This is a genomic window from Pseudoxanthomonas koreensis, assembly GCF_041890415.1.
Lineage (GTDB): Bacteria > Pseudomonadota > Gammaproteobacteria > Xanthomonadales > Xanthomonadaceae > Pseudoxanthomonas > Pseudoxanthomonas koreensis_A.
In genome coordinates this window covers 2174176-2195641 of sequence record NZ_CP169056.1, presented here as the reverse complement: position 1 = coordinate 2195641, position 21466 = coordinate 2174176, and the positions used below count along the sequence as shown (strand labels likewise).

Sequence of the window (21466 nt, the reverse complement as noted above, 5' to 3'; positions counted from 1 at the left end):
AGTAATGAGCAAGACCCGGTACACGCGCAGTGGCGACTACCTGGCGGGGAGGTCGCAATGAGTGCGCTGCGCGACGCGATGAGCCACGCCGTGCTCGGCTGGGTCAAGCCCGAGCTGGACGAGACCCTGCGCCAGGCCCGTGGCGAGATCGAGGCATTTGTCGAGAACCCGGCCGACGACAGCCGCATGCGTTTCTGCGCCGGCTACCTGCACCAGGTGCAGGGCACCTTGCGCATGGTCGAGCTGTACGCCCCGGCGATGGTGGCCGAGGAGATGGAACTGCTGGCCCAGGCCCTGCAGCAGGGTGCGGCCAACGACCGCGACGAAGCCTGCGCGACCCTGATGCGCGGCACCGTGCTGCTGCCCGACTACCTGGAGCGGCTGCAGAACGGGCATCGCGACATCCCGATCGTGCTGTTGCCGCTGCTCAACGACATCCGCGCCGCACGCGGTGCCGCCGGCCTGGACGAGAGCGTGCTGTTCGCCCCGGACCTGAGCGGCCCGCTGCCCGAACAGGTGCCGCAGGCCTCGACCCTGCCGTGGGCGCAGCGCCAGGGCCACGTGGCGTCGGCGCAGACCCGCTTTGAAGAGGCACTGGCCGGCTGGTCCGAGCAGGGTGCCCCGTCCGACCCGGCGGCGTTGGCCGCCATCGCGGCCGACCTGCTGGAGAACGCACGCTACGACGAATCCCGGCGCATGCTGTGGGTGATGTCCTGCGTTGCGCAGGCGTTGCGCGACGGTGCCCTGCCGGCTGGCGACGCACTGCGCAATGCCTTCGCCGACATTGCCCGTGCACTGCGCCACGCGCAGGCCGACGGCCCCGTGCCGGGCGAGGCCCAGGGCGTGGCCAGCCAGGAGCCGACCCGCCAGTTGCTGTACCTGGTCGCCCAGGCGCGAACCCCGCATCCGGCGCTGGACGAACTGCGTCGCGCATTCGACCTGGACACGCACGTGCCCACCGAGGCCGAGCTGGACCATGCGCGTGGCAGCCTGGCCGGGCGCAACCGCGAACTGCTCAACACCGTTGGCGCCGTGGTCAAGGAGGAGCTGCTGCGGGTCAAGGATGCACTGGACCTGCACCTGCGAACCGGCAGCGATGCCGCCGCCCTGCAGCCGCAGGCGGAAGAATTGACCAAGGTTGCCGACACCCTGGGCATGCTGGGCCTGGGCGTGGCCCGCGACGTGGTCCAGCAGCAGCGCGATGCGCTGGCTGCCATTGCCCGTGGCGAGCAGCCGGCCTCCGAGGGCGCGCTGCTGGATATCGCCGGCGCGCTGCTTTACGTGGACGCGACGCTGGACGACCAGGTGGCCAGCCTGGGCGCCCACGGCGAGCAGGCCGAGGATGCGGCCGCGGCCGAAGCCCAGCGCACCATCGAAGTGCTGGCGCACGAGGCGATCGCCAATTTCGCCACCGCGCGCGAGCATTTCGTCGCCTTCATCGAGACCAACTGGGACCACGCGCGCCTGGACGAGGTGCCGCGCCTGCTGGACGAAGTGGCTGGCGCGCTGAACATGCTCAACCTGCCGCAGCCGGCCGCCTACCTGGAAGGCGTGCGCCGCTACATTGCGGTCGAGCTGCTGGCCCGCCGCCGCGTTCCCAGCGGCCGCCAGCTCGATACCCTGGCCGATGCGATGGCCAGCCTGGAGTACTACCTCGAAGCGCTGCGCGACCGCCGCCCGAACCGTGACGAGATCCTCGAGATCGCGCGCGCCAGCCTCGAGAACCTGAACTACTGGCCGCTGCCGGAAGACGCCGCCGAGGCCGACCCGGACGCCGCCCAGGCGCCAGCCGCGCCGACCGGGGAAGCCGAGGCAATCGCGGAAACCGCGGACGCTGTGGAAACCGTTGCCGCAGCGCCGGAGCAGGTGGCCGATCCGGTGCCGGAACCTGCGGTTGCGCAGGAGCCCACGCCGGTCATCGACGGCTGGGACTCGGTGCAGGCAGAGCGGCCGCCGGCCTTTGTCGCCCTGGAAGACGAATACGCGCCGATCCCGCTGGTACCCGTCAGCAGCGACGAGCCCGACGCGCCCGAATTCCAGACGCTGGAGATTCCGCCGCTCGAGATCGAACCGCAGTCCCTGGTCCCGGTGGCGATGGATGCCCCGCTGGTGGACGCTCCGCAGGTGGACGCCACGGCGTTCACCTTCGATCCGGTGTCGGCCGAATACGAGGCCGCGACCGACGATGCGGCCACCGCGCTCGACATCGAAGCGGCGATGCCGCTGGCCGGTGACGAGCCTGTCCTGGACGTCGCCGAAGCCGGCATGGAGCACGAAGCCGGCGGTGCCGACGCCGACGCTGCTGCCGATGCCAGCGCCGATGCAGATGCCGGTGCCGATGTAGACGACCTCGCGCATGCCGCCGCTGCGGCCAGCGAAGCGGACGCGCCCGCCACCGTCACGCAGGCCTCGGCCGACGGATCGCAGGAGTGGCTCAACCTCAACGTGCGCTACCGTCCGAAGCAGGGCGCGGCCAAGGCCGCCGTCCAGGACAGCGCTGCCGATGCCACGGCCGAGCCGGTTGTCGAGCCGGTCGAGCCGGTGGCCGAGACCGATGTCGAGCCCGTCGCCGAGCCCGAGGTCGAGCCCGCCGCTGAGCCCGCTGCCGAGCCGATTGCCGAGTCCGCTGTCTCGACCGATGTCGAGACTGCGGCCGGCGACGCCGATGCGGACGCTGCCGCTGCAGAGGCCGAGGCGCTGTTCGCCGAGATGTCGGCGGCGGCGGCCACGCTTCCCGAAGGCGGCTTTGCCGTCGCGGCACCGCCGGCACCCGCCGGTGCCGCGGATGGTTCCGTCGCCGGTGGCTTCGATCCCAGCCACGACATCGATGCCGATATCCGCGAAGTCTTCCTCGAAGAGTTCGAGGAAGAGATGGAAAACCTTGGCCGCCTGTTGCCGGAATGGCGGAGTGCGCCGGCCGATGCCGAGCGCCAGCGTTCGATCCGCCGCGTGTTCCATACCCTCAAGGGCAGTGGCCGGCTGGTTGGCGCGACCGCGCTGGGCGAGTTCAGCTGGAAGATCGAGACCATGCTCAACCGCGTGCTCGATGGCACCCGCGCGCCGAGCGAAGCGGTACTGGCGATGGTCCAGCACGCATGCGACGTGCTGCCGCAGTTCGACGCCGCGTTGCGTGGCCGCGCCCCGCTGGATGCCGATCTGGCCGGGCTGGAGGCGGTGGCCGAGCGCGTTGCCGCCGGCGAGGACGTGTTCTACGAGGCCCCCGCCTCGATGGACGCCGTGCCCGACGCCGTTGCCGATCCGGTCGTGGCCGCAGAGCCGGCAGAGATCACCGAGGGCACGCCCGCCTCCGTGGACAGCGTGCTGCGGGAAATCCTCGAGGCGGAGGTGTCCTCGCACCTGGAGACGATGGATGCGTGGCTGGCCTCGGCACGCCAGTCGCCAGCGCCTGCCACCGACGCCCTGCTGCGCGCCATCCACACCATGAACGGCGCGTTCGCGATGACCGACGTGCCGGAAATCACCGCCGTCACCGACGCGGCCGAAACCTTCATCAAGCGCGCCCTCGGCGGCGGGCAGCCGGTCGAGGCCGATGCGGTGGACGCCATCGCCGGCACCACCGAGGCGATCCGCGGTTGCATCCTCGCGCTGCAGTCCGAATCGCCGCGCATTGCCCGTCACACCGCGCTGGTGGGCCGGCTGCAGGCGCTGGCCGCTGCGCTGCCGGAGGTGAGCTGGCCGCAGTCGGAGCTGGTCGACGATGGCGTGGAGCCGATGGACGACGGCGTGGACCTGCCGGTCGAGCTGACCGGCATCGGCGACCTCAGCGCCTACCTGACCGTGGACATGCCGGACGAAGCGCCCGCATCCGAAGAGCAGGACGGCGGCGCCGAAGTGGCGTCCAGCGTGGCCGGCGATGGCGTTGCCACGCCGCAGGACCAGTTCGAGCCGGCCGAGGCGGCATCGCCTGTCGATGCTGCCAGCGCCGACGACGCATCCCCGACCGACGAGGCCGTGCACCTGGAACAGGTGACGGAATCGGCCGACGACCGATCCGGGGCGCCTGCCGCGGAAGATGCCGCGACCGACCAGGCTGCAACCGCGGACGAGCCGGTTGCGGGCGAGGTTTCCGAAGCCGACGAGGTCGCCGAGGTTGCGGCCACCGACGAGGCCTCGCTGCAGCCGGATGACGCAGACCAGGCCGAGGCCAGCGCCGATGACGCGGTGGCCGAAGCCGAAGCCGAAGCCGAAGTCGAGGCAGAGGACGACGCCGGGATCGAGGCAGAGGTTGAAGTCGAAGCGGAGGTTGAGGCCGAAGCAGAGGTTGAGGCCGAGGCCGACGTACCGGCCGCGACCGTGGCCGTGGACCTGCCCGCGCTGCACGAGCCGGAGCCGGAGCCGATGGCGGCCAGTGCAACGGCGGCCGACGACGACGGGACGATGCTGGACTTCAGCGAGCTCGATCGCGACCTGCTCGACATCTTCGTCGAGGAAGGCGGCGACCTGCTCGACCACATCGACGGCCTGATCCAGGAACTGCGCGAGGACATGGGCGCGCGCGAGACGATCATCGGCCTGCAGCGCGACCTGCATACGCTCAAGGGTGGCGCCCGGATGGCCGGCATCGCCACCATCGGCGACCTGGGCCACGTGATCGAATCGCTGCTGGAAGCAGCGGCCGAGCACCGCACCGAGCTGCAGAGCGGCGACATCCAGCTGCTCGAGCGTGGCTTCGATACGCTGCACCGGTTGCTGGTGCGCACCCGTGGCCATCGCACCACCCAGATGCCGCAGGCGCTGATCGACGAGTTCGAGGCGCGCATCCGCGGCGAAGCCTACGTGCCGTCCACGTCCGCGCTCGACGACGAAGCCAGCGCAGCCCAGGCGGGTGCGCAGGCACCGCAGGAGCAGGCCGAGGCCGAGGAAGCAGTGCCCGAACAGGCTGCGTCCGAACCGGCAGCGTCCGAGCCGGCAGTGTCCGAGCCGGAGCAGGCGGCCACCGAAGCCCCCGCGCAGGCAGCGGCCACGGTGCCGGCGCCGGTTGCGGCGCAGGCCCACGCCGTGCCCGCGCCGTTCCTGGCCACGCCGCTGTCGGCGCCGGTCAAGGACGAGGCTGCGGCCTCGGCCGAGGACAAGACCGGTGCGCGCGCGCCGCAGGAACAGGTGCGCGTGCGTGCCGACCTGCTCGACAACCTGGTCAACCACGCCGGCGAGGTGGCGATCTACCGCGCCCGCCTGGAGCAGCAGTTGGGCGCCTTCCGCGGTGCCATGGGCGAGCTTGACCGGACCAACGCGCGCCTGCGCGACCAGTTGCGCCGCCTGGACCTGGAAACCGAAGCGCAGATCGTGGCCCGCTACCAGCGCGAACAGGACAGCGCCGACCAGACCTTCGATCCGCTGGAGCTGGACCGCTTCTCGACCCTGCAGCAGCTGAGCCGTGGCCTGGCCGAGTCGGCCGCCGACCTGACCGGCCTGCAAGGCGTGCTGGACGACATGGCGCGCCAGTACGACGTCCTCCTGCAGCAGCAGTCGCGGGTGAGTTCGGAGTTGCAGGACGGGCTGATGAGCGCGCGCATGGTGCCGTTCGACAGCATCGTCTCGCGCCTGCGCCGCGTGGTCCGCCAGGCCGGGCACGAAACCCGCAAGCAGGTCCAGCTCAAGCTCGACGGCACCCACGGCGAGCTCGACCGCAACGTGCTGGATCGCATGGTCGCGCCGCTGGAGCACATGCTGCGCAACTCGGTCGCCCATGGCCTGGAACTGCCGAAGGAACGCCGCAGCGCCGGCAAGTCCGAGGAAGGCACGATCACCATCGCCCTGCGCCACGAGGGTTCGGAAATCGTGCTGCGGGTCAGCGACGATGGACGCGGCCTGGACCGCGTGGCGATCCGCCAGCGCGCCGAGTCGCGCGGGCTGCTCCGGCCCGACGCGGTGCTCACCGATGTGGAACTGGATTCGCTGATCTTCGAATCCGGCTTCAGCACCTCCGAGCAGGTCAGCCAGCTGGCCGGCCGTGGGGTGGGCATGGACGTGGTCCGCAATGAGGTGCGCCAGCTTGGCGGCACCGTGGAAATCGCCTCCACCCCGGGCCAGGGCGTGACCTTCACCCTGCGCCTGCCGCAGACCCTGGCGGTCACCCAGGCCGTATTCGTGCAGATCGGCGACATCACCTATGCGGTGCCGGTGGCCTCGGTCAGCGGCATCGGCCGGATCACCCGCGAGCGCTTCGAGGCCGGCGGCGGTGGCTACCGCTATGCCGGCGAGGAGTACGCGGTGCACGACCTGGGCATGCTGGTCGGCCAGGGGCCGGCCAGGGCCGAGGGCCAGGAACAGGTGCCGCTGCTGCTGGTGCGTGCCGGCGACCTGCGCGCGGCGGTGGCGATCGACCAGGTGGTCGGCAACCGCGAAATCGTGGTCAAGCCGGTCGGCCTGCAGATCGCCTCGGTGCCGGGCATCTACGGTGCCACCATCACCGGCGATGGCCGCGTGGTGGTGATCCTGGACGTGGCCCCGCTGGTGCGCCGCCACCTGTCGCAGCCGGAGCGTTCCGTCGAGCACCTGGCCCCGGCGCAGGCGCGCCAGGTGCCGCTGGTGATGGTGGTGGACGACTCGCTGACCATGCGCAAGGTGTCCAGCCGCGTGCTGGAACGGCACAACTTCGAGGTGGCCACCGCCCGCGATGGCATCGAGGCGCTGGAGCAGCTGGAGGAGCGCGTGCCCGACCTGATGCTGCTGGACATCGAGATGCCGCGCATGGACGGTTACGAGCTGGCCACCGCGATGCGCGCCGACGAGCGTTTCCGCAGCGTGCCGATCATGATGATCACTTCGCGTACTGGCGAGAAGCATCGCCAGCGCGCATTCGAGATCGGCGTGCAGCGCTACCTGGGCAAGCCATACCAGGAGCTGGACCTGATGCGTAACGTTTACGACTTGCTGGGGATCGCCCGTGTCCGCGAATGACGCACGTACTCCGGTCGCGCTGCTGGCCCGGCCTGGCCCGGCACGCGAACGCCTGCGCGAGGCGCTGGATGCCGCCGGCGCGCTGGTGGTGCTGGAGGAAGACCCTGCCGCGCTGGACGCGGCCACCCTGGCCAGTGCCGGGCCGCGTGCGGTGCTGGTGGCGCTGGAACCGGCGGTGGAGGATGCGCTGGAGGCACTGGAGCCGGCGCTGGAAGCGTCCGGCCTGCCGGTGATCTTCGACGAGGCCGACCTGGCTGCGCACCGCGAAGGCTGGGAGGCGCAGCGCTGGATCCGCCACCTGGCCGCCAAGCTGCACGGCCATGACGATGTCCTGCCGCCCGGGCGCGAGCAGGACCTGGCCCTGGACCTGGAGCCAGGCCACCCGCAGACGCCGCAGGAAGCCCATGCCGATGCCCGCTTCGAGCCGCACCTGGCCGAGGCCGAGGCGCTGGCGGCGGACCTGCCGCAGGATCGACCGGGCACGCAGGCAGCTGCACCGGCATTGCAGCTCCAGCCGGAGCCGGAAGCTGCGGCCGAAGCGGTCGTGGAGGAGGAATCACCCGAACCCGCTGCCGATGCCGCAGCTTCGCCGCCTGCGCTGTCCGTCACCGCGGCCACGCCGCCTCCGCTGCCCGATTTCTCGCGGCTGGAGCTGGTGGACCTGGAGCCGGTCGGCGCGATCGACGCGGACGGCGCCGAACAGGCAGGCATCCGTGGCCGTGTGGATGGCGTGGTGCTGGTGGTGGCCGGCATCGGCGGTCCCGACGCGGTGCGCAAGCTGCTGGTGGCACTGCCGAAGGAATTCTCCCATCCGGTCCTGGTGCAACTGCGCCTGGACGGCGGGCGCTACGACAACCTGGTCAAGCAGTTGGCGCGCGTGGCCACCTTGCCGGTGCAGATGGCGGCACCCGGGCAGTTCCTGGCCGGCGGCCGGGTCTACGTGCTGCCCGACGGCGTGACCATGGAGAGCGGCAACGAAGGGTTGCGCTTCAACGAGGCCGCCAACCAGGAGTTCATGGACCTGCTGCCGTCCGAGCAGAGCGCGGTGCTGATGCTCAGCGGCGCCGATCCGGAGCGCGTGGGCGCCGCCCTGGCGCTGGCTGCACGCGGTGCCTACGTGAGCGGGCAGGCGGTGGAAGGCTGCTACGACGCCGCTGCAGTGAAGCTGCTGGCGGCCGGCGACATTGAACTGGGTGCACCGGCGCAGCTGGCCGAGCGGCTGGCACAGCGCTGGGGCTGACCCGCACGATCCGAGACCGCAACGAATGGCCTACAACAAAGACGAAATCCGCGGGATCATGATCCAGGTAGGCAGCGAGCGCCTGTTGCTGCCCAATGCCACCGTGGCCGAAGTGATGGCGCGGGTGCCGGTGGAACCCATCGCCGACGCACCCGACTGGCTGGCCGGGCGGATCCAGTGGCATGGCTGGGAAGTGCCGCTGGTGGCATTTGCACGGCTGGCGGGGCTGGGCGACGAGCCGGTCGCGCGCAACAACCGGGTGATCGTGCTCAAGGGCATGGCCGGCGACGAGACGCTGCCCTACGTGGCCCTGCAGGCCGCCTCGTTCCCGCAGCTGGTCTCGGTCCCGCGCGACAGCCTGCTGGCCGATGCGTCCGAGGACGAGCTGCCGCGCGGTGTGCAGATGCGGGTGCTGCTGGGCGAGCAGGGTGCGCTGCTGCCCGACCTGGAAGGCGTGGAGCGCATGGTCGTGGAAGCGATGGCGGCGGTGGCCTGAGGGCTATTGCCCCGCTACAGGTCGCCGAAACGCGCCTGCAAGGCCGCGATCGCGGCCAACCCTGCCGTTTCCGTGCGCAGGATCCGCGGGCCCAGGCGCAGGCCGGCAAAGCCGGCTGCATGCAGCACCTCGCGGTCGCGTGGCGACCAGCCACCCTCCGGGCCAATAGCCACGATCACGGTGGCCGCGTCCGGTACCGGCAGGCGCTCGAGGCGATGCGTGCCCTGCGGATCCAGCACCAGGCGCAAGCCGCCGGCGTCCAGGCCGGCCACGGCCGCGTCCAGCGGCGCGGGCGGCGACAGCCCGGGGACGCGCGTGCGCCCGCACTGTTCGCATGCCGATTCCACCACGCTGCGCCAGTGCGCCATGCGCTTGCCGGCACGTTCGGCGTCCAGCCGCACCTCGGTGCGCTGGCCGCTGGCGGGCACGATTGCGGCCACTCCCAGCTCGGTGGCTTTCTGCACGATCAGATCCATCTTCTCGCCGCGGGCGATGCCTTGCAGCAGCACGATCCGCAGCGGCGATTCGTGGTCCACCGGGGTCGATGCCAGGACCTGTGCGCTCACCTCGCGCTTGCCCACGGCGCACAGGCGCGCGGTGTAGTCGTGGCCGTCGCCGTTGAACAGCACGCAGGGGTCGTCCTGGCGCAGCCGCAGCACGCGGGTCAGGTGGTTGGCCGCGCGCTCGGGCAGGACCACGGTGGTGCCGGGATGCAGCGGCAGGTCCACGTGGCAGCGGGTCACGCGCATGCGGTGGCCTCCTCGATGGCCTGCCCGGTGACCCGGGCCAGCAGTTGCAGTTGTGCTTCGTCCACGCAGTAGGGCGGCATCCAGTACACGATGTCGCCCAGCGGGCGCAGCAGCACGCCGCGCTGCAATGCCGCGCGGTAGGCGCGCAGGCCCACCCGCAGGCCCGGGTCGAACGGCGTGGCGCGGTCGCCGTCGCGGGCCAGCTCGAATGCCAGCACCATGCCGGTCTGGCGCAGGTCGGCCACGTGCTGCAGCGATCCCAGCGGTGCGGCCAGTTCGGCCATGCGTGCGGCGGTGGCACGGTTGCGCGCCAGTACGTCGTCGCTGGCGAAGATGTCGAGCGAGGCCAGCGCCGCGGCACAGGCCAGCGGATTGCCGGTATAGCTGTGCGAATGCAGGAACGCGCGCTCGCGCGAATCGTCCAGGAAGCCGTCGTACAGGGCCTGGGTGGCCAGCACTGCCGACAACGGCAGGAAGCCGCCGGTCAGGCCCTTGGACAGGCACATCAGGTCCGGGGCGATGCCGGCCTGCTCGCAGGCGAACATGGTCCCGGTGCGGCCGAATCCGGTGGCGACCTCGTCGGCGATCAGGAACGCGCCATTGGCGTCGCACAGTTCTCGCACCCGCTGCAGGTAGGACGGGTCATGCATGCGCATGCCGCCGGCGCATTGCAGCAGCGGTTCCAGGATCACCGCGCAGACCTCGCCGGGATGGCGATCGAACAGGTCGGCCAGCGCGTCGGCTGCGCGCCTGGCGCAGTGCGCCGCGCTTTCCCCGGCGCCGGCCAGGTAGGCGTCGGGCGAGGGCGTGAACAACGCCTGCGCCAGCAGCGGCGCATACACCCGCCGGTACAGCGGCACGTCGCCCACCGCCAGCGCGCCCAGGGTCTCGCCGTGGTAGCCGTTCTCCAGCGCCACGAACTTCACCCGCCGGGCCTCGCCGCGGTTGCGGAACCAGTGGAACGCCATCTTCAGCGCCACCTCCACCCCGGCCGAGCCGTTGTCGGCGTAGAACACTTTGGCCAGCGGCGCACGGCCGGCCTGGCGCGGGGCGATGGCCAGCAGGCGTTCGGCAAGCTCCACCGCGGGGGCATGGGAGAAGCCGGCCAGGATCACTTGCTCCAGGCTGCCGGCCTGGCGCGCGATGGCCGCGGCGATGCGTGGTTCGGCATGGCCGTGCAGGTTGGTCCACCAGCTGCTGATCGCATCCAGGTAGCGGCGGCCGTCGCGGCCGACCAGCCATGCCCCTTCGCCGCGCTCGATCGGCACCAGTGGCAGCACGTCGGGGTGTTCGCGCATCTGCGTGCACGGGTGCCACACCACGGCCAGGTCGCGCTCGCGCCATCGCTGCGCGGACTCCTGCAGCGATGGGTCTGCTAGCATTCCGGGCTCATGATCACGTTCCAGCATCCCGTCATCATATCGGCCTGTCCGCGGCCGCGCCGCAGGCGGTGCCGGTGAGCCGCCCGCTTCCCGTCATCCACGGCGTCACCAGTGGCGAGGCCGGCCCCTACCGGCTGGAGCGGTTGGACCTGGAGTTCTCCAACGGCGAACGGCGCCGCTTCGAGCGCATGGTCGCGCGCGGGCATGGCGCGGTGGTGGTCGTGCCGATGCTGGACCCGGAAACGGTGCTGCTGGTGCGCGAGTACGCCGCCGGCGTGCACCGCTACGAGCTGGGCTTGGTCAAGGGCCGGATCGACGCCGGCGAGACGCCGCTGCAAGCGGCCGACCGCGAGCTCAAGGAAGAGGCCGGATACGGTGCCCGGCAACTGGAGGTCCTGCGCCCGCTGACCCTGGCGCCGACCTACATGAATCACGTTTCGTGGCTGGTGCTGGCACGCGACCTCTATCCCGAGAAGCTGCCCGGCGACGAGCCGGAGGAGCTCGAACTCGTCCCCTGGAAGCTGCAGGAACTGGAAGAACTGATGTTGCGAGAAGATTTTTCCGAAGGGCGTTCGCTGGCCGCGCTGTTCATCGCCCGCGAATGGCTGGGCCGCCGATGATCCGGATCACCGCGGACCTGCGCGAGACCGTGATCGCGATCGCCGCCCAGGCCGGTGCGGCGATCATGGACGTCTATGCGGCCGGTTTCGAAGTGGCGCACAAGGAAGACGCCAGCCCGCTGACCGCCGCCGACCTGGCCGCGCACCGGATCATCGTCGATGGCCTGCAACGGCTCACGCCCGACCTGCCGGTGCTGTCGGAGGAGTCGGCGCACGTGCCGTGGGACACCCGGCGCCACTGGTCGACCTACTGGCTGGTGGACCCGCTGGACGGCACCCGCGAATTCATCAAGCGCAATGGCGAGTTCACCGTGAACATTGCCCTGGTGCACCAGGGCGCGCCGGTGCTGGGCGTGGTCCAGGCGCCGGTGGGCGGGCAGGTATGGCATGCGGTGCGCGGCGAGAACGCCTACCGCCGCGACGGCCAGCGTGACGAGCCGTTGCAGGTGCGCGCGCCGGCCACCGCACCGCTGCGGGTGGCGGCCAGCCGTTCGCACCGCGATGCCCGCACCCAGGCGGTGCTGGACCGGATGGGCGAGATCGAGGAAGTGGCACTGGGTTCGTCGCTGAAGTTCTGCCGCATCGCCGAAGGCGGGCTGGATGTCTACCCGCGCTTCGGGCCGACCTCCGAGTGGGACACCGCTGCGGCCCAGTGCGTGCTGCACGCCGCCGGCGGCGTCCTGCTGGCGACCGCCACGGGCAAGCCGTTCCGCTACAACCGGCGCGAATCGCTGCTCAACGGCGACTTCATCGCCCTGGGAGATCCGGACCTGCGCTGGCAGGACTGGCTCTAGGGCCGGCCCGCGCCACCTGGCCCGGGCGGCGGTACTCCTGCAAAGGACTCCTGCAAAAACCGGCCCATCCCCGCGCCACGGCCTGCGCGCGGGGCGGCCGTGCCCGGTTCACTCCAGTAGCGAGCGCAGCATCCAGGCGTACTTCTCGTGGGTCTGCAGGCGCTGGGTCAGCAGGTCCACGGAGGGATCGTCGCCGGCCTCGTCGGCGGTCTTGAGCACCGCGCGCGCGGTGCGGCACACCGCCTCGTTGCCGGCCACCAGTTGCTGGACCATGGCCTGCCACTCCGGCACGTCGCTGGCACCGGCTTCCTCGCGCACCGAGGTCAGCTTCACGAACTCGGCGTAGGAACCCGGCGCGTGGAAGCCCAGCGCGCGGATGCGTTCGGCCACGTCGTCAAGTGCGGTCCACTGTTCGGTGTACTGGGTCTCGAACATGACGTGCAGCGAATTGAACATCGGCCCGGTCACGTTCCAGTGGAAGTTGTGGGTCTTCAGGTACAGGGTGAAGGCATCGGCCAGGTAGTGCGACAGGCCTGCGGCGATCTGCTTGCGGTCGGCCGAGGAGATGCCGATGTCGATGCGCGAACTGGAGGGCTCATTGCCCGTCGAGCGCGCCTTGGAGGCAGCGCCGGCCTTGCCCGGCTTGGGCGCCTTGGACGGTTTTCCGGAACCGGCGGACTTGAGTGACTTGGGCGATTTGGTCTTGGCCATGAATGACTCCTGTTGTTGATCCACGTTGGGAACATGGGGGCTGTCACAATGGAACTTAACCCCTGACGCGTTACGCACGGATTCACGCCCCGTCCCTCAATGGAAGCCAATTCCCCTTCTTTGCGCAACGTCCTGGACCAGGCCCGGCGCAGCATCGACGGCGCACTGGGCCGCGACCGTGCGCGCCTGCTGGGCCTGTGGTCCCGCTGGCAAAAGGTGCCGGCCGATGCGCAGGCGCGGGCGCGGTTCGAGCAGGCCGTGGCCGCGTCGGTCGCCGCCTGCCAGGCACGCGCCGCGGCACTGCCGCAGGTGCAGGTCGACCCGGCCCTGCCCATCGCCGCGGAGGCCGACCGCATCGTGGCGCTGATCCGCGATCATCCGGTGGTGGTGGTGGCCGGCGAGACCGGCTCGGGCAAGACCACCCAGTTGCCCAAACTGTGCCTGGCCGCCGGCCGCGGCGTGGCCGGTGCCATCGGCTGCACCCAGCCGCGCCGGATCGCGGCGCGGGCGGTGGCCGCGCGCGTGGCCGGGGAACTGGCGACCCCGCTGGGCGGACTGGTCGGCTACCAGGTGCGTTTCACCGACAACGTCGGCCCGGACACCCGGATCAAGTTCATGACCGACGGCATCCTGCTGGCCGAGATCGCATCGGACCGCTGGCTGTCGGCCTACGACACCATCATCGTCGACGAGGCGCACGAGCGCAGCCTCAACATCGATTTCCTGCTGGGCTACCTCAAGCAACTGCTGCAGCGGCGCCGCGACCTCAAGGTCGTGGTCACCTCGGCCACCATCGATACCGCGCGCTTCTCCCGCCATTTCGGCGATGCGCCGGTGGTGGACGTGGCCGGGCGCACCTATCCGGTGGAGGTGCGCTACCGGCCGCCGGGCGACGCCGGCAGCGGGCCGGAAACCGTGGCAGCGGAGCAGTCGCGCGAACGGGCGGGCGCGCGCCGTGCAGGTGAGGGTCGCGCTGGCCGCGAAGAGCGCGAGCTCGATCCGCTGGCGTCGATCGTCGCGGCCATCGACGAGATCACCGCCGAGGATCCGCGTGGCGACGCATTGGTATTCCTGCCAGGCGAACGCGAGATCCGCGACCTGCACCGCATGCTGGAAAAGCGCCAGTACCGGGCCACCGAGGTGTTGCCGCTGTACGCGCGGCTGTCCACGCGCGACCAGGACCGGGTATTCAAGCCTGGCCCGCAGCGGCGCATCGTGCTGGCCACCAACGTGGCCGAGACCTCGCTGACCGTGCCGCGCATCCGCTACGTGGTCGACCCGGGGGTGGCGCGGATCAAGCGCTACAGCCCGCGCTCCAAGATCGACCGCCTGCACGTGGAGCCGATCAGCCGCGCCAGCGCCGACCAGCGCAAGGGCCGCTGCGGGCGCATCGCCGAGGGCGTGTGCTACCGGCTGTACGCCGAGGCCGACTTCCTGTCGCGCCCGGAGTTCACCGACCCGGAGATCCGGCGATCGAGCCTTGCGGGGGTGATCCTGCGCATGCTGCACCTGGGCCTGGACCGGATCGAGGGCCGTGGCCGGCGCCGGCACCAGGACGCCGCCGCGGACAGCGCGCGCATCGTCGAGGACTTCCCGTTCCTGGAGCCGCCCGACGAGCGCGCCATCGCCGATGGCTGGCAGCAACTGCTGGAACTTGGCGCGGTGGAGGACATGGACGGGCGTGGTCGCCGCCTTACCGCCATCGGCCGGCAGATGGCGCGCCTGCCGGTGGACGTGAAGCTGGCGCGGATGCTGGTGGCCGCGCAGGCCCATGGCGTGCTGCGGGCGATGCTGCCGATTGCCGCGTTTCTCGGCGTGCAGGACCCGCGCGAGCGGCCGCCGGATGCGCGCGAAGCGGCCGACAACGCACATGCGCAATTTGCCGACGCGCGTTCGGAGTTCATCGGCATCCTGCGCCTGTGGCACGCCTATGACCAGGCGCATGGCGAGCTGACCCAGTCACGGCTGCGCGACTGGTGCGGCAAACGCTTTCTCGGATTCCTGCGCATGCGCGAATGGCGCGAGCTGCACCGCCAGCTCAAGCTGCTGTGCGATGCGCTTGGCTGGGCCGAGGAGCCGGTCGGGCAGGCGCTGGTGCCCTTGCTGGCCGGCGCGTCGGCGACGGACATGGGCGCCGCCACTCCCGCAGCCCGCGCAAGCCGCGGTGAACTGCACCGCGCGGCGCGGCTGGCACGCGAAGCCAGGGCAAAGGGCCGCCCGGGGCCGGGTTTGCCGGTGTCCCGTGGCGGGCATGGTGCAGGGGACGCCGGAGGCAACGGTGAACCTGGCGCTGCTGCGCATGACAATGCTCCGCACGGCGCCGTCCCGCCCGATCCGGCTGCGCGCGTCAGCGCGCGCGAACGCGCCGCCGCTTACCAGGCCCTGCATCGCGCCCTGATTGCCGGCCTGTCCACGCAGATCGGCCAGCGCACCGACAAGGGTGATTTCCAGGCCGCACGCCAGCGCCGCTTCCAACTGTTCCCGGCCTCGCCGCTGGCGCGCAAGCCACCGCCGTGGGTGCTGGTGTCGACCCTGCTGGACACCCAGAAGGTGTGGGGCCTGACGGCGGCGGCGATCGAGCCGGACTGGGCCATCGCCGAGTTGCCGCACCTGCTGGCGCGCAAGCACTTCGACCCGCGCTGGTCGCGTGCCCAGGGCAACGTGCTGGCGTCCGAGCAGATCAGCCTGTTCGGCCTGGTGCTGGCACCGAAACGGCCGGTCCACTACGGCCGCATCGACCCGGCCGGCGCGCACGAACTGTTCGTGCGCCAGGCCCTGGTGACTGGCGAGATCGACACCCGCGCCTCGTTCCTGGCCGCCAATCTCAAGACCCTGGAACAGGCGCGCGAGGAAGAGGCCAAGCTGCGCCGCGCCGGCCTGGTGGCCGACGAGCAGTGGCAGGCGCGCTGGTACCTGGACCGGATTCCGGGCCAGATCCATTCGGCTGCCGGGCTGGACGCGTGGTATCGAGGGCTGGCGCAGGCGCAAAAGCAGGCGTTGCGCTGGTCGGTGGCCGACCTGCTGCCGGGCGAAGGCGGGCAGCAGGACCTCTACCCGAAATATTTTCCGCTGGGCGATGCGCGCCTGCCGCTGCACTACCGCTTCGAGCCGGGCGCGGCCGATGACGGCGTCACCCTGGACGTGCCGCTGCCGCTGCTGGGCGCGCTGGATCCGGCCCGGCTGTCGTGGCTGGCACCGGGATTCGTGGCCGACAAGGCCGCCGGCCTGATCCGCAGCCTGCCCAAGGCCATGCGCCGCAACTATGTGCCGGCGCCGGACTTCGGCCGCGCATTCTTCGAGGCGTTCCGGCAGCCGTCGGCCGACACCCTGGGCGGCGAACTGGCGCGCTTCCTCAGCCGCGCCACCGGCGCGCCCGTGGCCGCGCTGGATTTCGACGAAACCGCGCTGGAACCGCACCTGCGGATGAACCTGCGCCTGCGCGAATCGCCGGGCGCCGGTGGCCGGGTGCTGGCCGAATCGCGCGACCTCGATGGCCTGCGCGCACGTTTTGGCGAGCGCGCCAGCCGCGCCTTCGCCGAACGTGCGGCGCAGGCGCTGGCCGACGGCGATGGCCGCCTGCGCGACTTCCCGGCCGAGCCGATCCCGCTGCAGGTGAGTGGCGAGGCCGGCGTTCCCGGGTATCCGGCGCTGGTGGACGAAGGCGACCACGTGGTGCTGCGCGTGTTTGCCGACCGCGCCCAGGCCCGGGCGGCACATCCGCGCGGGGTGGAACGCCTGTTGCGCATCGCCCTGGCCGACAAGGCCCGGCACGCGCGCAAGCAATTGCCGTTGTCACCCAGGCTCGGCCTGCTGTATGCGGCGATCGAGCATTTCGGCCAGGGCCCGGACGCCAAGGCGCGGGAAAAGGAGCAGTTGCGCGCCGACCTGGTCGAGGCCGCGCTCAACGCGGTGCTGGCGGAGGATCTGGACGGGATCCGCGATGCGGCCGCCTTCACCCGCCGCGCCGAGGGCGCCGGCCGCCGCCTGTTCGGCGAGGCGATGGCGCGGCTGCAACTGGCCGAACAGATCCTGGCCGCGGTGGCCGAACTCAAGCCGAAGCTGGAAGCACCGCTGATGGGCTGGGCCGGCGCCAACCTCGACGACCTGCGTGGCCAGCTCGAGGGCCTGGTGCATCCGGGCTTCCTGCAGCAGACGCCGGCCGAGGCGCTGGCGCAGTTCCCGCGCTGGCTCAAGGGCATGGCGCTGCGCGCCGAGCGCGCGCTGCGCGATCCGGCCCGCGACCAGGCCCGGATGCTGGAACTCAAGCCGTTTGCCGACGCCCTGGCCGCCGCACGCGCGCGCGGCGAGGACGGCACGCCGCAATGGCAGGCCCTGCGCTGGGACCTGGAGGAACTGCGGGTGCTGCTGTTCGCACAGGAACTGGGTTCGCGCGGCGGCGTGTCGCCGAAGAAGCTGGCCCAGCGCCTGGCCGCACTTTCCGGCGCGTGACCGGCGTCATCGCTGCAGCCGGCTTGTGGCCGCGCCGCGTTCGCCGCTAGTGTAGGTCCCATCACTCCCCGCGCCGGAACGGCCTTGTCGCGCCCTGTCATCGACGGTTTGCACGCCCTGTTGCAGGATCCGGCCACGGCCACCCTGCCGGCGCCGTTGCGCGAACGCCTGGATGCCGCCTGGGACGCGGAGGGCACCTCGCGGCACACCCGCGCTCCATGGCCGGTGATTGCCGACACCCTGGCCACCCTGGCCGGCCTGGGCGCCGACGAGCCGACCCTGGCGGCTGCGTTGCTGTTCGACCTGCCGGGCCTGCGCGCGGCCGCGGCCGCCGATACGGTTGCCGCCTTGCCCGCGGTGGCCGGCCTGCTCGACGGCCAGGACGCGGCCGACCAGGTCTGGGCGCTGCATGCGGGGCGCGAGGCCGGGCGCAACGGCGAAGGCCTGCGCCGCCTGTTGCTGGCGATCATCCACGACCTGCGCGTGGTGCCGGTGCTGCTGTCGCGGCAGCTGGCGAAGATGCGCACGGCCGGCAACCTGCCCGAGGACCAGCGCCGTGCACTGGCCCAGCTCACCCGCGACATCCACGCCCCGTTGGCCAACCGCCTGGGCATCTGGCAACTGAAGTGGGAGCTGGAGGACCTGGCGTTCCGGTTCCTGGACCCGGGCACCTACCACCACATCGCCCGCGAGCTGGACGAAAGCCGCGCCGCGCGCGAACGCTACATCGAGCAGGTCAAGGTGCAACTGCAGGCAGCGCTGGGCGAACACGGCCTGGGCGCGGACATCAGTGGCCGCTCCAAGCACATCTACAGCATCTGGCGGAAGATGCAGAAGAAGCAGCTTCCGCTGGAGAAGCTATACGACCTGCGCGCGGTGCGGGTCATGGTGGAGGATGTCGCCGCCTGCTACGCCGCGCTTGGCGTGGTCCACGCCCTGTGGGCGCCGGTGCCGGGCGAGTTCGACGACTACATCGCACGGCCCAAGCCCAACGGTTACGCCTCGCTGCACACTGCCGTGGTCGCGCCGGAGGGGCGCACCCTGGAAGTGCAGATCCGCACCCGCGAAATGCACGAACAGGCCGAACTGGGCGTGGCCGCGCACTGGCGCTACAAGGAGACCGGCGGCAGTGCCGCGGGCAAGGGGGCAGGGCGCGCGTTCGAACGCAAGATCGCCTGGATGCGGCAGTTGCTGGAGCAGGCCGGCGAGGGCCGCGACGAAGGCCTGGCCGGTGCGCTGGATGCCGAACTGGTCGAGGAGCGGGTCTATGCGCTCACGCCCAAGGGCGAGGTGATCGACCTGCCGCAGGGGTCCACCCCGCTGGACTTCGCCTACCACGTGCACACCATGGTCGGGCACCGCTACCGCGGGGCCAAGGTCAACGGACGCATCGTGCCGCTGGGCTACCGCCTGCGCAGCGGCGACCGGGTCGAAATCATGACCGGCAAGGAGCCGGACCCGCGTCGCGACTGGCTGCTGCCGTCCAACGGCTTCCTCGCCAGTGGCCGCTCGCGCGACAAGGTGCGCGCCTGGTTCCACAAGCTGGACCGCTCGCGCAACGTCCAGGCCGGGCGCGAGATGCTCGAGCGCGAGCTCAAGCGCCTGGGCCTGCACCAGGCCGATCTGGCGCCGGTGGCCCGGAAGTTCCATGCCGAAACCGTGGACGACCTCTACATCCAGGTCGCGCTGGGCGATGTCGGCCCGCACCAGGTGGGCCGCGCGCTGCACGAGATCGGGCGTGCGGCCGAGCCACAGGCACCGCCCGCGCCGCGCCTGGCGCCGCGCAAGGCCGGCCACCGTCGCGACCCCGGCTTCACCGTACAGGGCGTGGGCAACCTGCTGGTGCAGCTTGCGCGCTGCTGCCAGCCCGTGCCGGGCGAGCCGATCACCGGCTACCTCACCCGCGCCCGCGGGGTGACCGTGCACCGTGCCGGCTGCGCATCGTTCACCCGCCTGGCCACGGCCCAGCCGCAGCGCGTGCTGCCGGTGGAGTGGGGCAGCGCCGGCGGCGGCTACGAGGTGGACGTGGCGGTGAGCGGCGTGGACCGCAAGTGGCTGCTCAAGGACGTGACCACCCTGGTGGCCCAGGAAGATGCACACGTGGCCGACCTGCGCAGCGATGCGGACAAGGACGGCCGGCTGGAGTTGCGCATGCGCCTGCGCGTGTCCGATTACGGCCAGCTGTCGACCCTGCTGGGCAAGCTGGATGCGTTGCCCGGCGTGGAGCACGCGCGCCGGCTGGGGTGAACGGGGTCGCCGCGGCCGGCTACGGCCAGTCGATCGTGCCGCGCACCACGCTGACCACGCGGCCGCCGGACCAGACCTCGCCATCGGCATCGACTTGCATGTCCAGGCGTGCGTCGTACCCCACTTCGCGGCCCTGGCTGACGCGATAGCGGCCGCCATCGCCGGGCAGGGCATCGCGCAGGGCCAGCCACGCGGCCAGGGTGGCGTTGGCCGCGCCGGAGGCTGCGTCCTCGAAGATCGCCGGGCCGCCGACCAGGGCGCGCGCGGCGATCTGGTAATCGCTGCCGTGGCAACGGGCGAAGGCCAGCACGCCCATGCTTTCGGTGGCCGCCGCCAACGCGGCGATCGCGTCCCAGTCGGGCGTGGCCTGGCGCAGGCTGGATTCGTCCGCGGCCTCGGCCACCCACCAGCGGCGGCCGCCATCCATCAGTGCCGGCGGCAGCGTGCCGGGCGGCAACCAGCGCAGTGCGCCGGCCACGCGCAGGTCGCCGGCATCCACGCTCTCCAGCAGGCGCGCGCGCGGGGTGCGGATGGCGATGCGTTGCCCACCGTCGCCAGCGTCCACCTGCAACGGCAGCAGGCCGGCGATGCCTTCCTGCAGCAGCAGCCCGTTGCGCGGCTTGGCCAGCCCGGCCTCCAGCACCACGTGTGCGGTGCCGACGCTGGGGTGGCCGGCGAACGGTACCTCGCGCTTGGGGCTGAACATGCGGATGGCGTAGCTGGCGCCGGGCCGGGTGGGCGCAAACACGAAGGTGGTTTCCGGCAGCCGGGTCCAGCGCGCGATGGCCTGCATCGCCGCATCGTCCAGGCCGTCAGCCTCCAGCACCACCGCCAGCGGATTGCCGGCTCCGGGCCGGTCGGCGAACACGTCCACCTGGACGAACGGGCGCAGCGCCATCGGACAACTCCTCGGGTCGAAGGTGGCCGAGCTTAGCAACCCGCGCTCACCAATCCAGGGTGCCGCGCAGCGGTGCCTGTACCTGGCCACCGACCCAGGCCTGGCCATCGGCATCGATGTGCAGCTCGAGTTGCGCGTTGCGGCCGAGTTCACGGCCCTGGCTGGCCAGGTAGCGGCCGTCGCGCCCGGGCAGGCGGCCGTGCTGGTGCAGCAGCGTGGCGATGCTGGCATTGGCGCTGCCGGTGGCCGGGTCTTCGGCAATGCCCACGCCGGGCGCGAACGCGCGCACCACCAGGTGTGCGTCGCCCTCGTCGGCGGCTGCGAACACCGCCAGCTTGCCGGCCGGCAATGCGGCGATGGCGGCCAGGTCGGGCTGCAGCGTGCGCACGGCCGCTTCGTCGGCCAGTTCCAGCAGCCACCAGTCCGGGCCGTTGTTCCACAGCGCCGGTGGCAAGGTGCCGCGGGGCGCGCCCCATATCCGTGCCGCGTCCAGCCAGTCCGGAGCCACGACGGCGCGCGGCTGCGCGCGCGGGCTGCGCACCGAGGGCACGCTGATGCCGTCCCGGCGCGCGATCCGCACCGGCAGCAGGCCGGCAGCGCACTCCTGCACCAGCCTGCCGTCGCGGTCCCGTGCCAGGCCCGCATCGAGCGCCGCCCAGGCGGCGCCGACGCTGGGGTGGCCGGCAAACGGCAGCTCCAGCGTCGGGGTGAAGATGCGGATGCGGTAGTCGGCCGCGGACGTGGTCGGCGGCAGGAAGAAGATGGTCTCGGACAGGTTGGTCCAGTTGGCGAAGCGCTGCATCGCCGCTTCGTCCATGTCCTGGGCGTCGAACACCACGGCCAGCGGATTGCCGGCGCCGGCGCTGCAGGCAAACACGTCCAGTTGCATGTAGCGGCGTGCAGGCATGGGCGGACTCCAGGGGTGGACTCTTGGGCGGCTGCACAGCTTAGGGCACCAC

The 21466-nt window shown here is 71.5% G+C and carries 12 protein-coding genes; 7 read left to right on the top strand and 5 right to left on the bottom strand.

Going from position 1 to position 21466, the window contains the following annotated elements:
• Positions 1–57: 57 nt before the first annotated feature.
• Genes ACEJ41_RS10040 through ACEJ41_RS10030 form a run of 3 tightly spaced genes read left to right on the top strand, consistent with a single transcriptional unit; the run spans position 58 to position 8657 of the window.
• Positions 58–6921: an Hpt domain-containing protein gene (locus ACEJ41_RS10040; protein WP_374012137.1), complete on the top strand. Its 6864-nt coding sequence runs from the start codon at positions 58–60 to the stop codon at positions 6919–6921.
• Entirely contained in the window at positions 6908–8161 is a 1254-nt protein-coding gene (locus tag ACEJ41_RS10035) for a chemotaxis protein CheB (RefSeq protein WP_374012136.1), read from the top strand. The genes ACEJ41_RS10040 and ACEJ41_RS10035 overlap by 14 nt, the downstream gene beginning before the upstream one ends.
• A gap of 25 nt (positions 8162–8186) precedes the next feature.
• Complete coding sequence (locus tag ACEJ41_RS10030) at positions 8187–8657, top strand: chemotaxis protein CheW (RefSeq protein ID WP_374012135.1); 471 nt, start codon at positions 8187–8189, stop codon at positions 8655–8657.
• A 14-nt stretch (positions 8658–8671) separates the two neighbouring features.
• Here the strand turns inward: ACEJ41_RS10030 and ACEJ41_RS10025 are convergent, their stop codons facing one another.
• Positions 8672–9406, bottom strand: a complete 735-nt coding sequence (locus ACEJ41_RS10025; RefSeq protein ID WP_374012134.1) for a 16S rRNA (uracil(1498)-N(3))-methyltransferase — start codon at positions 9404–9406, stop codon at positions 8672–8674.
• Positions 9397–10788, bottom strand: coding sequence for an adenosylmethionine--8-amino-7-oxononanoate transaminase (gene bioA, locus ACEJ41_RS10020; RefSeq protein WP_374012133.1), 1392 nt, complete (start codon positions 10786–10788; stop codon positions 9397–9399). The genes ACEJ41_RS10025 and bioA overlap by 10 nt, the downstream gene beginning before the upstream one ends.
• Before the next feature lie 74 nt (positions 10789–10862).
• Here bioA and nudE point away from each other — a divergent pair, with 74 nt between their 5' ends.
• Together nudE and cysQ are read left to right on the top strand one after the other, a co-directional pair.
• Entirely contained in the window at positions 10863–11408 is a 546-nt protein-coding gene (nudE, locus tag ACEJ41_RS10015; protein ID WP_374012132.1) for an ADP compounds hydrolase NudE, read from the top strand.
• Complete coding sequence (gene cysQ, locus ACEJ41_RS10010) at positions 11405–12202, top strand: 3'(2'),5'-bisphosphate nucleotidase CysQ (protein WP_374012131.1); 798 nt, start codon at positions 11405–11407, stop codon at positions 12200–12202. The genes nudE and cysQ overlap by 4 nt, the downstream gene beginning before the upstream one ends.
• Before the next feature lie 108 nt (positions 12203–12310).
• On the opposite strand, the gene ACEJ41_RS10005 is transcribed toward cysQ, so the two are convergent.
• Positions 12311–12913, bottom strand: a complete 603-nt coding sequence (locus ACEJ41_RS10005) for a Dps family protein (RefSeq protein ID WP_374012130.1) — start codon at positions 12911–12913, stop codon at positions 12311–12313.
• Positions 12914–13012: 99 nt separating this feature from the next.
• On the opposite strand from ACEJ41_RS10005, the gene hrpA reads away from it, so the two are divergent.
• Both hrpA and ACEJ41_RS09995 read left to right on the top strand, forming a co-directional pair.
• Complete coding sequence (hrpA, locus tag ACEJ41_RS10000; protein WP_374012129.1) at positions 13013–17362, top strand: ATP-dependent RNA helicase HrpA; 4350 nt, start codon at positions 13013–13015, stop codon at positions 17360–17362.
• 60 nt (positions 17363–17422) lie between these two features.
• A complete protein-coding gene (locus ACEJ41_RS09995; RefSeq protein WP_374014117.1) occupies positions 17423–19609 on the top strand; it encodes a bifunctional (p)ppGpp synthetase/guanosine-3',5'-bis(diphosphate) 3'-pyrophosphohydrolase in 2187 nt (728 codons plus the stop codon).
• 19 nt (positions 19610–19628) lie between these two features.
• Here the strand turns inward: ACEJ41_RS09995 and ACEJ41_RS09990 are convergent, their stop codons facing one another.
• Positions 19629–20507, bottom strand: a complete 879-nt coding sequence (locus tag ACEJ41_RS09990; protein ID WP_374012128.1) for a PhzF family phenazine biosynthesis protein — start codon at positions 20505–20507, stop codon at positions 19629–19631.
• A 46-nt stretch (positions 20508–20553) separates the two neighbouring features.
• Positions 20554–21414 carry a PhzF family phenazine biosynthesis protein gene (locus ACEJ41_RS09985; protein WP_374012127.1) on the bottom strand — a complete coding sequence of 287 codons (861 nt, stop codon included), beginning with the start codon at positions 21412–21414 and terminating at the stop codon, positions 20554–20556.
• Positions 21415–21466: the final 52 nt, after the last annotated feature.

Coding starts and splice junctions, on each gene's coding strand:
- ACEJ41_RS10040 (WP_374012137.1), top strand. CDS start 58: ATGAGTGCGCTGCGCGACGCGATGAGCCACGCCGTGCTCGGCTGGGTC.
- ACEJ41_RS10030 (WP_374012135.1), top strand. CDS start 8,187: ATGGCCTACAACAAAGACGAAATCCGCGGGATCATGATCCAGGTAGGC.
- ACEJ41_RS10025 (WP_374012134.1), bottom strand. CDS start 9,406: ATGCGCGTGACCCGCTGCCACGTGGACCTGCCGCTGCATCCCGGCACC.
- bioA (WP_374012133.1), bottom strand. CDS start 10,788: ATGCTAGCAGACCCATCGCTGCAGGAGTCCGCGCAGCGATGGCGCGAG.
- cysQ (WP_374012131.1), top strand. CDS start 11,405: ATGATCCGGATCACCGCGGACCTGCGCGAGACCGTGATCGCGATCGCC.
- ACEJ41_RS10005 (WP_374012130.1), bottom strand. CDS start 12,913: ATGGCCAAGACCAAATCGCCCAAGTCACTCAAGTCCGCCGGTTCCGGA.
- hrpA (WP_374012129.1), top strand. CDS start 13,013: ATGGAAGCCAATTCCCCTTCTTTGCGCAACGTCCTGGACCAGGCCCGG.
- ACEJ41_RS09990 (WP_374012128.1), bottom strand. CDS start 20,507: ATGGCGCTGCGCCCGTTCGTCCAGGTGGACGTGTTCGCCGACCGGCCC.
- ACEJ41_RS09985 (WP_374012127.1), bottom strand. CDS start 21,414: ATGCCTGCACGCCGCTACATGCAACTGGACGTGTTTGCCTGCAGCGCC.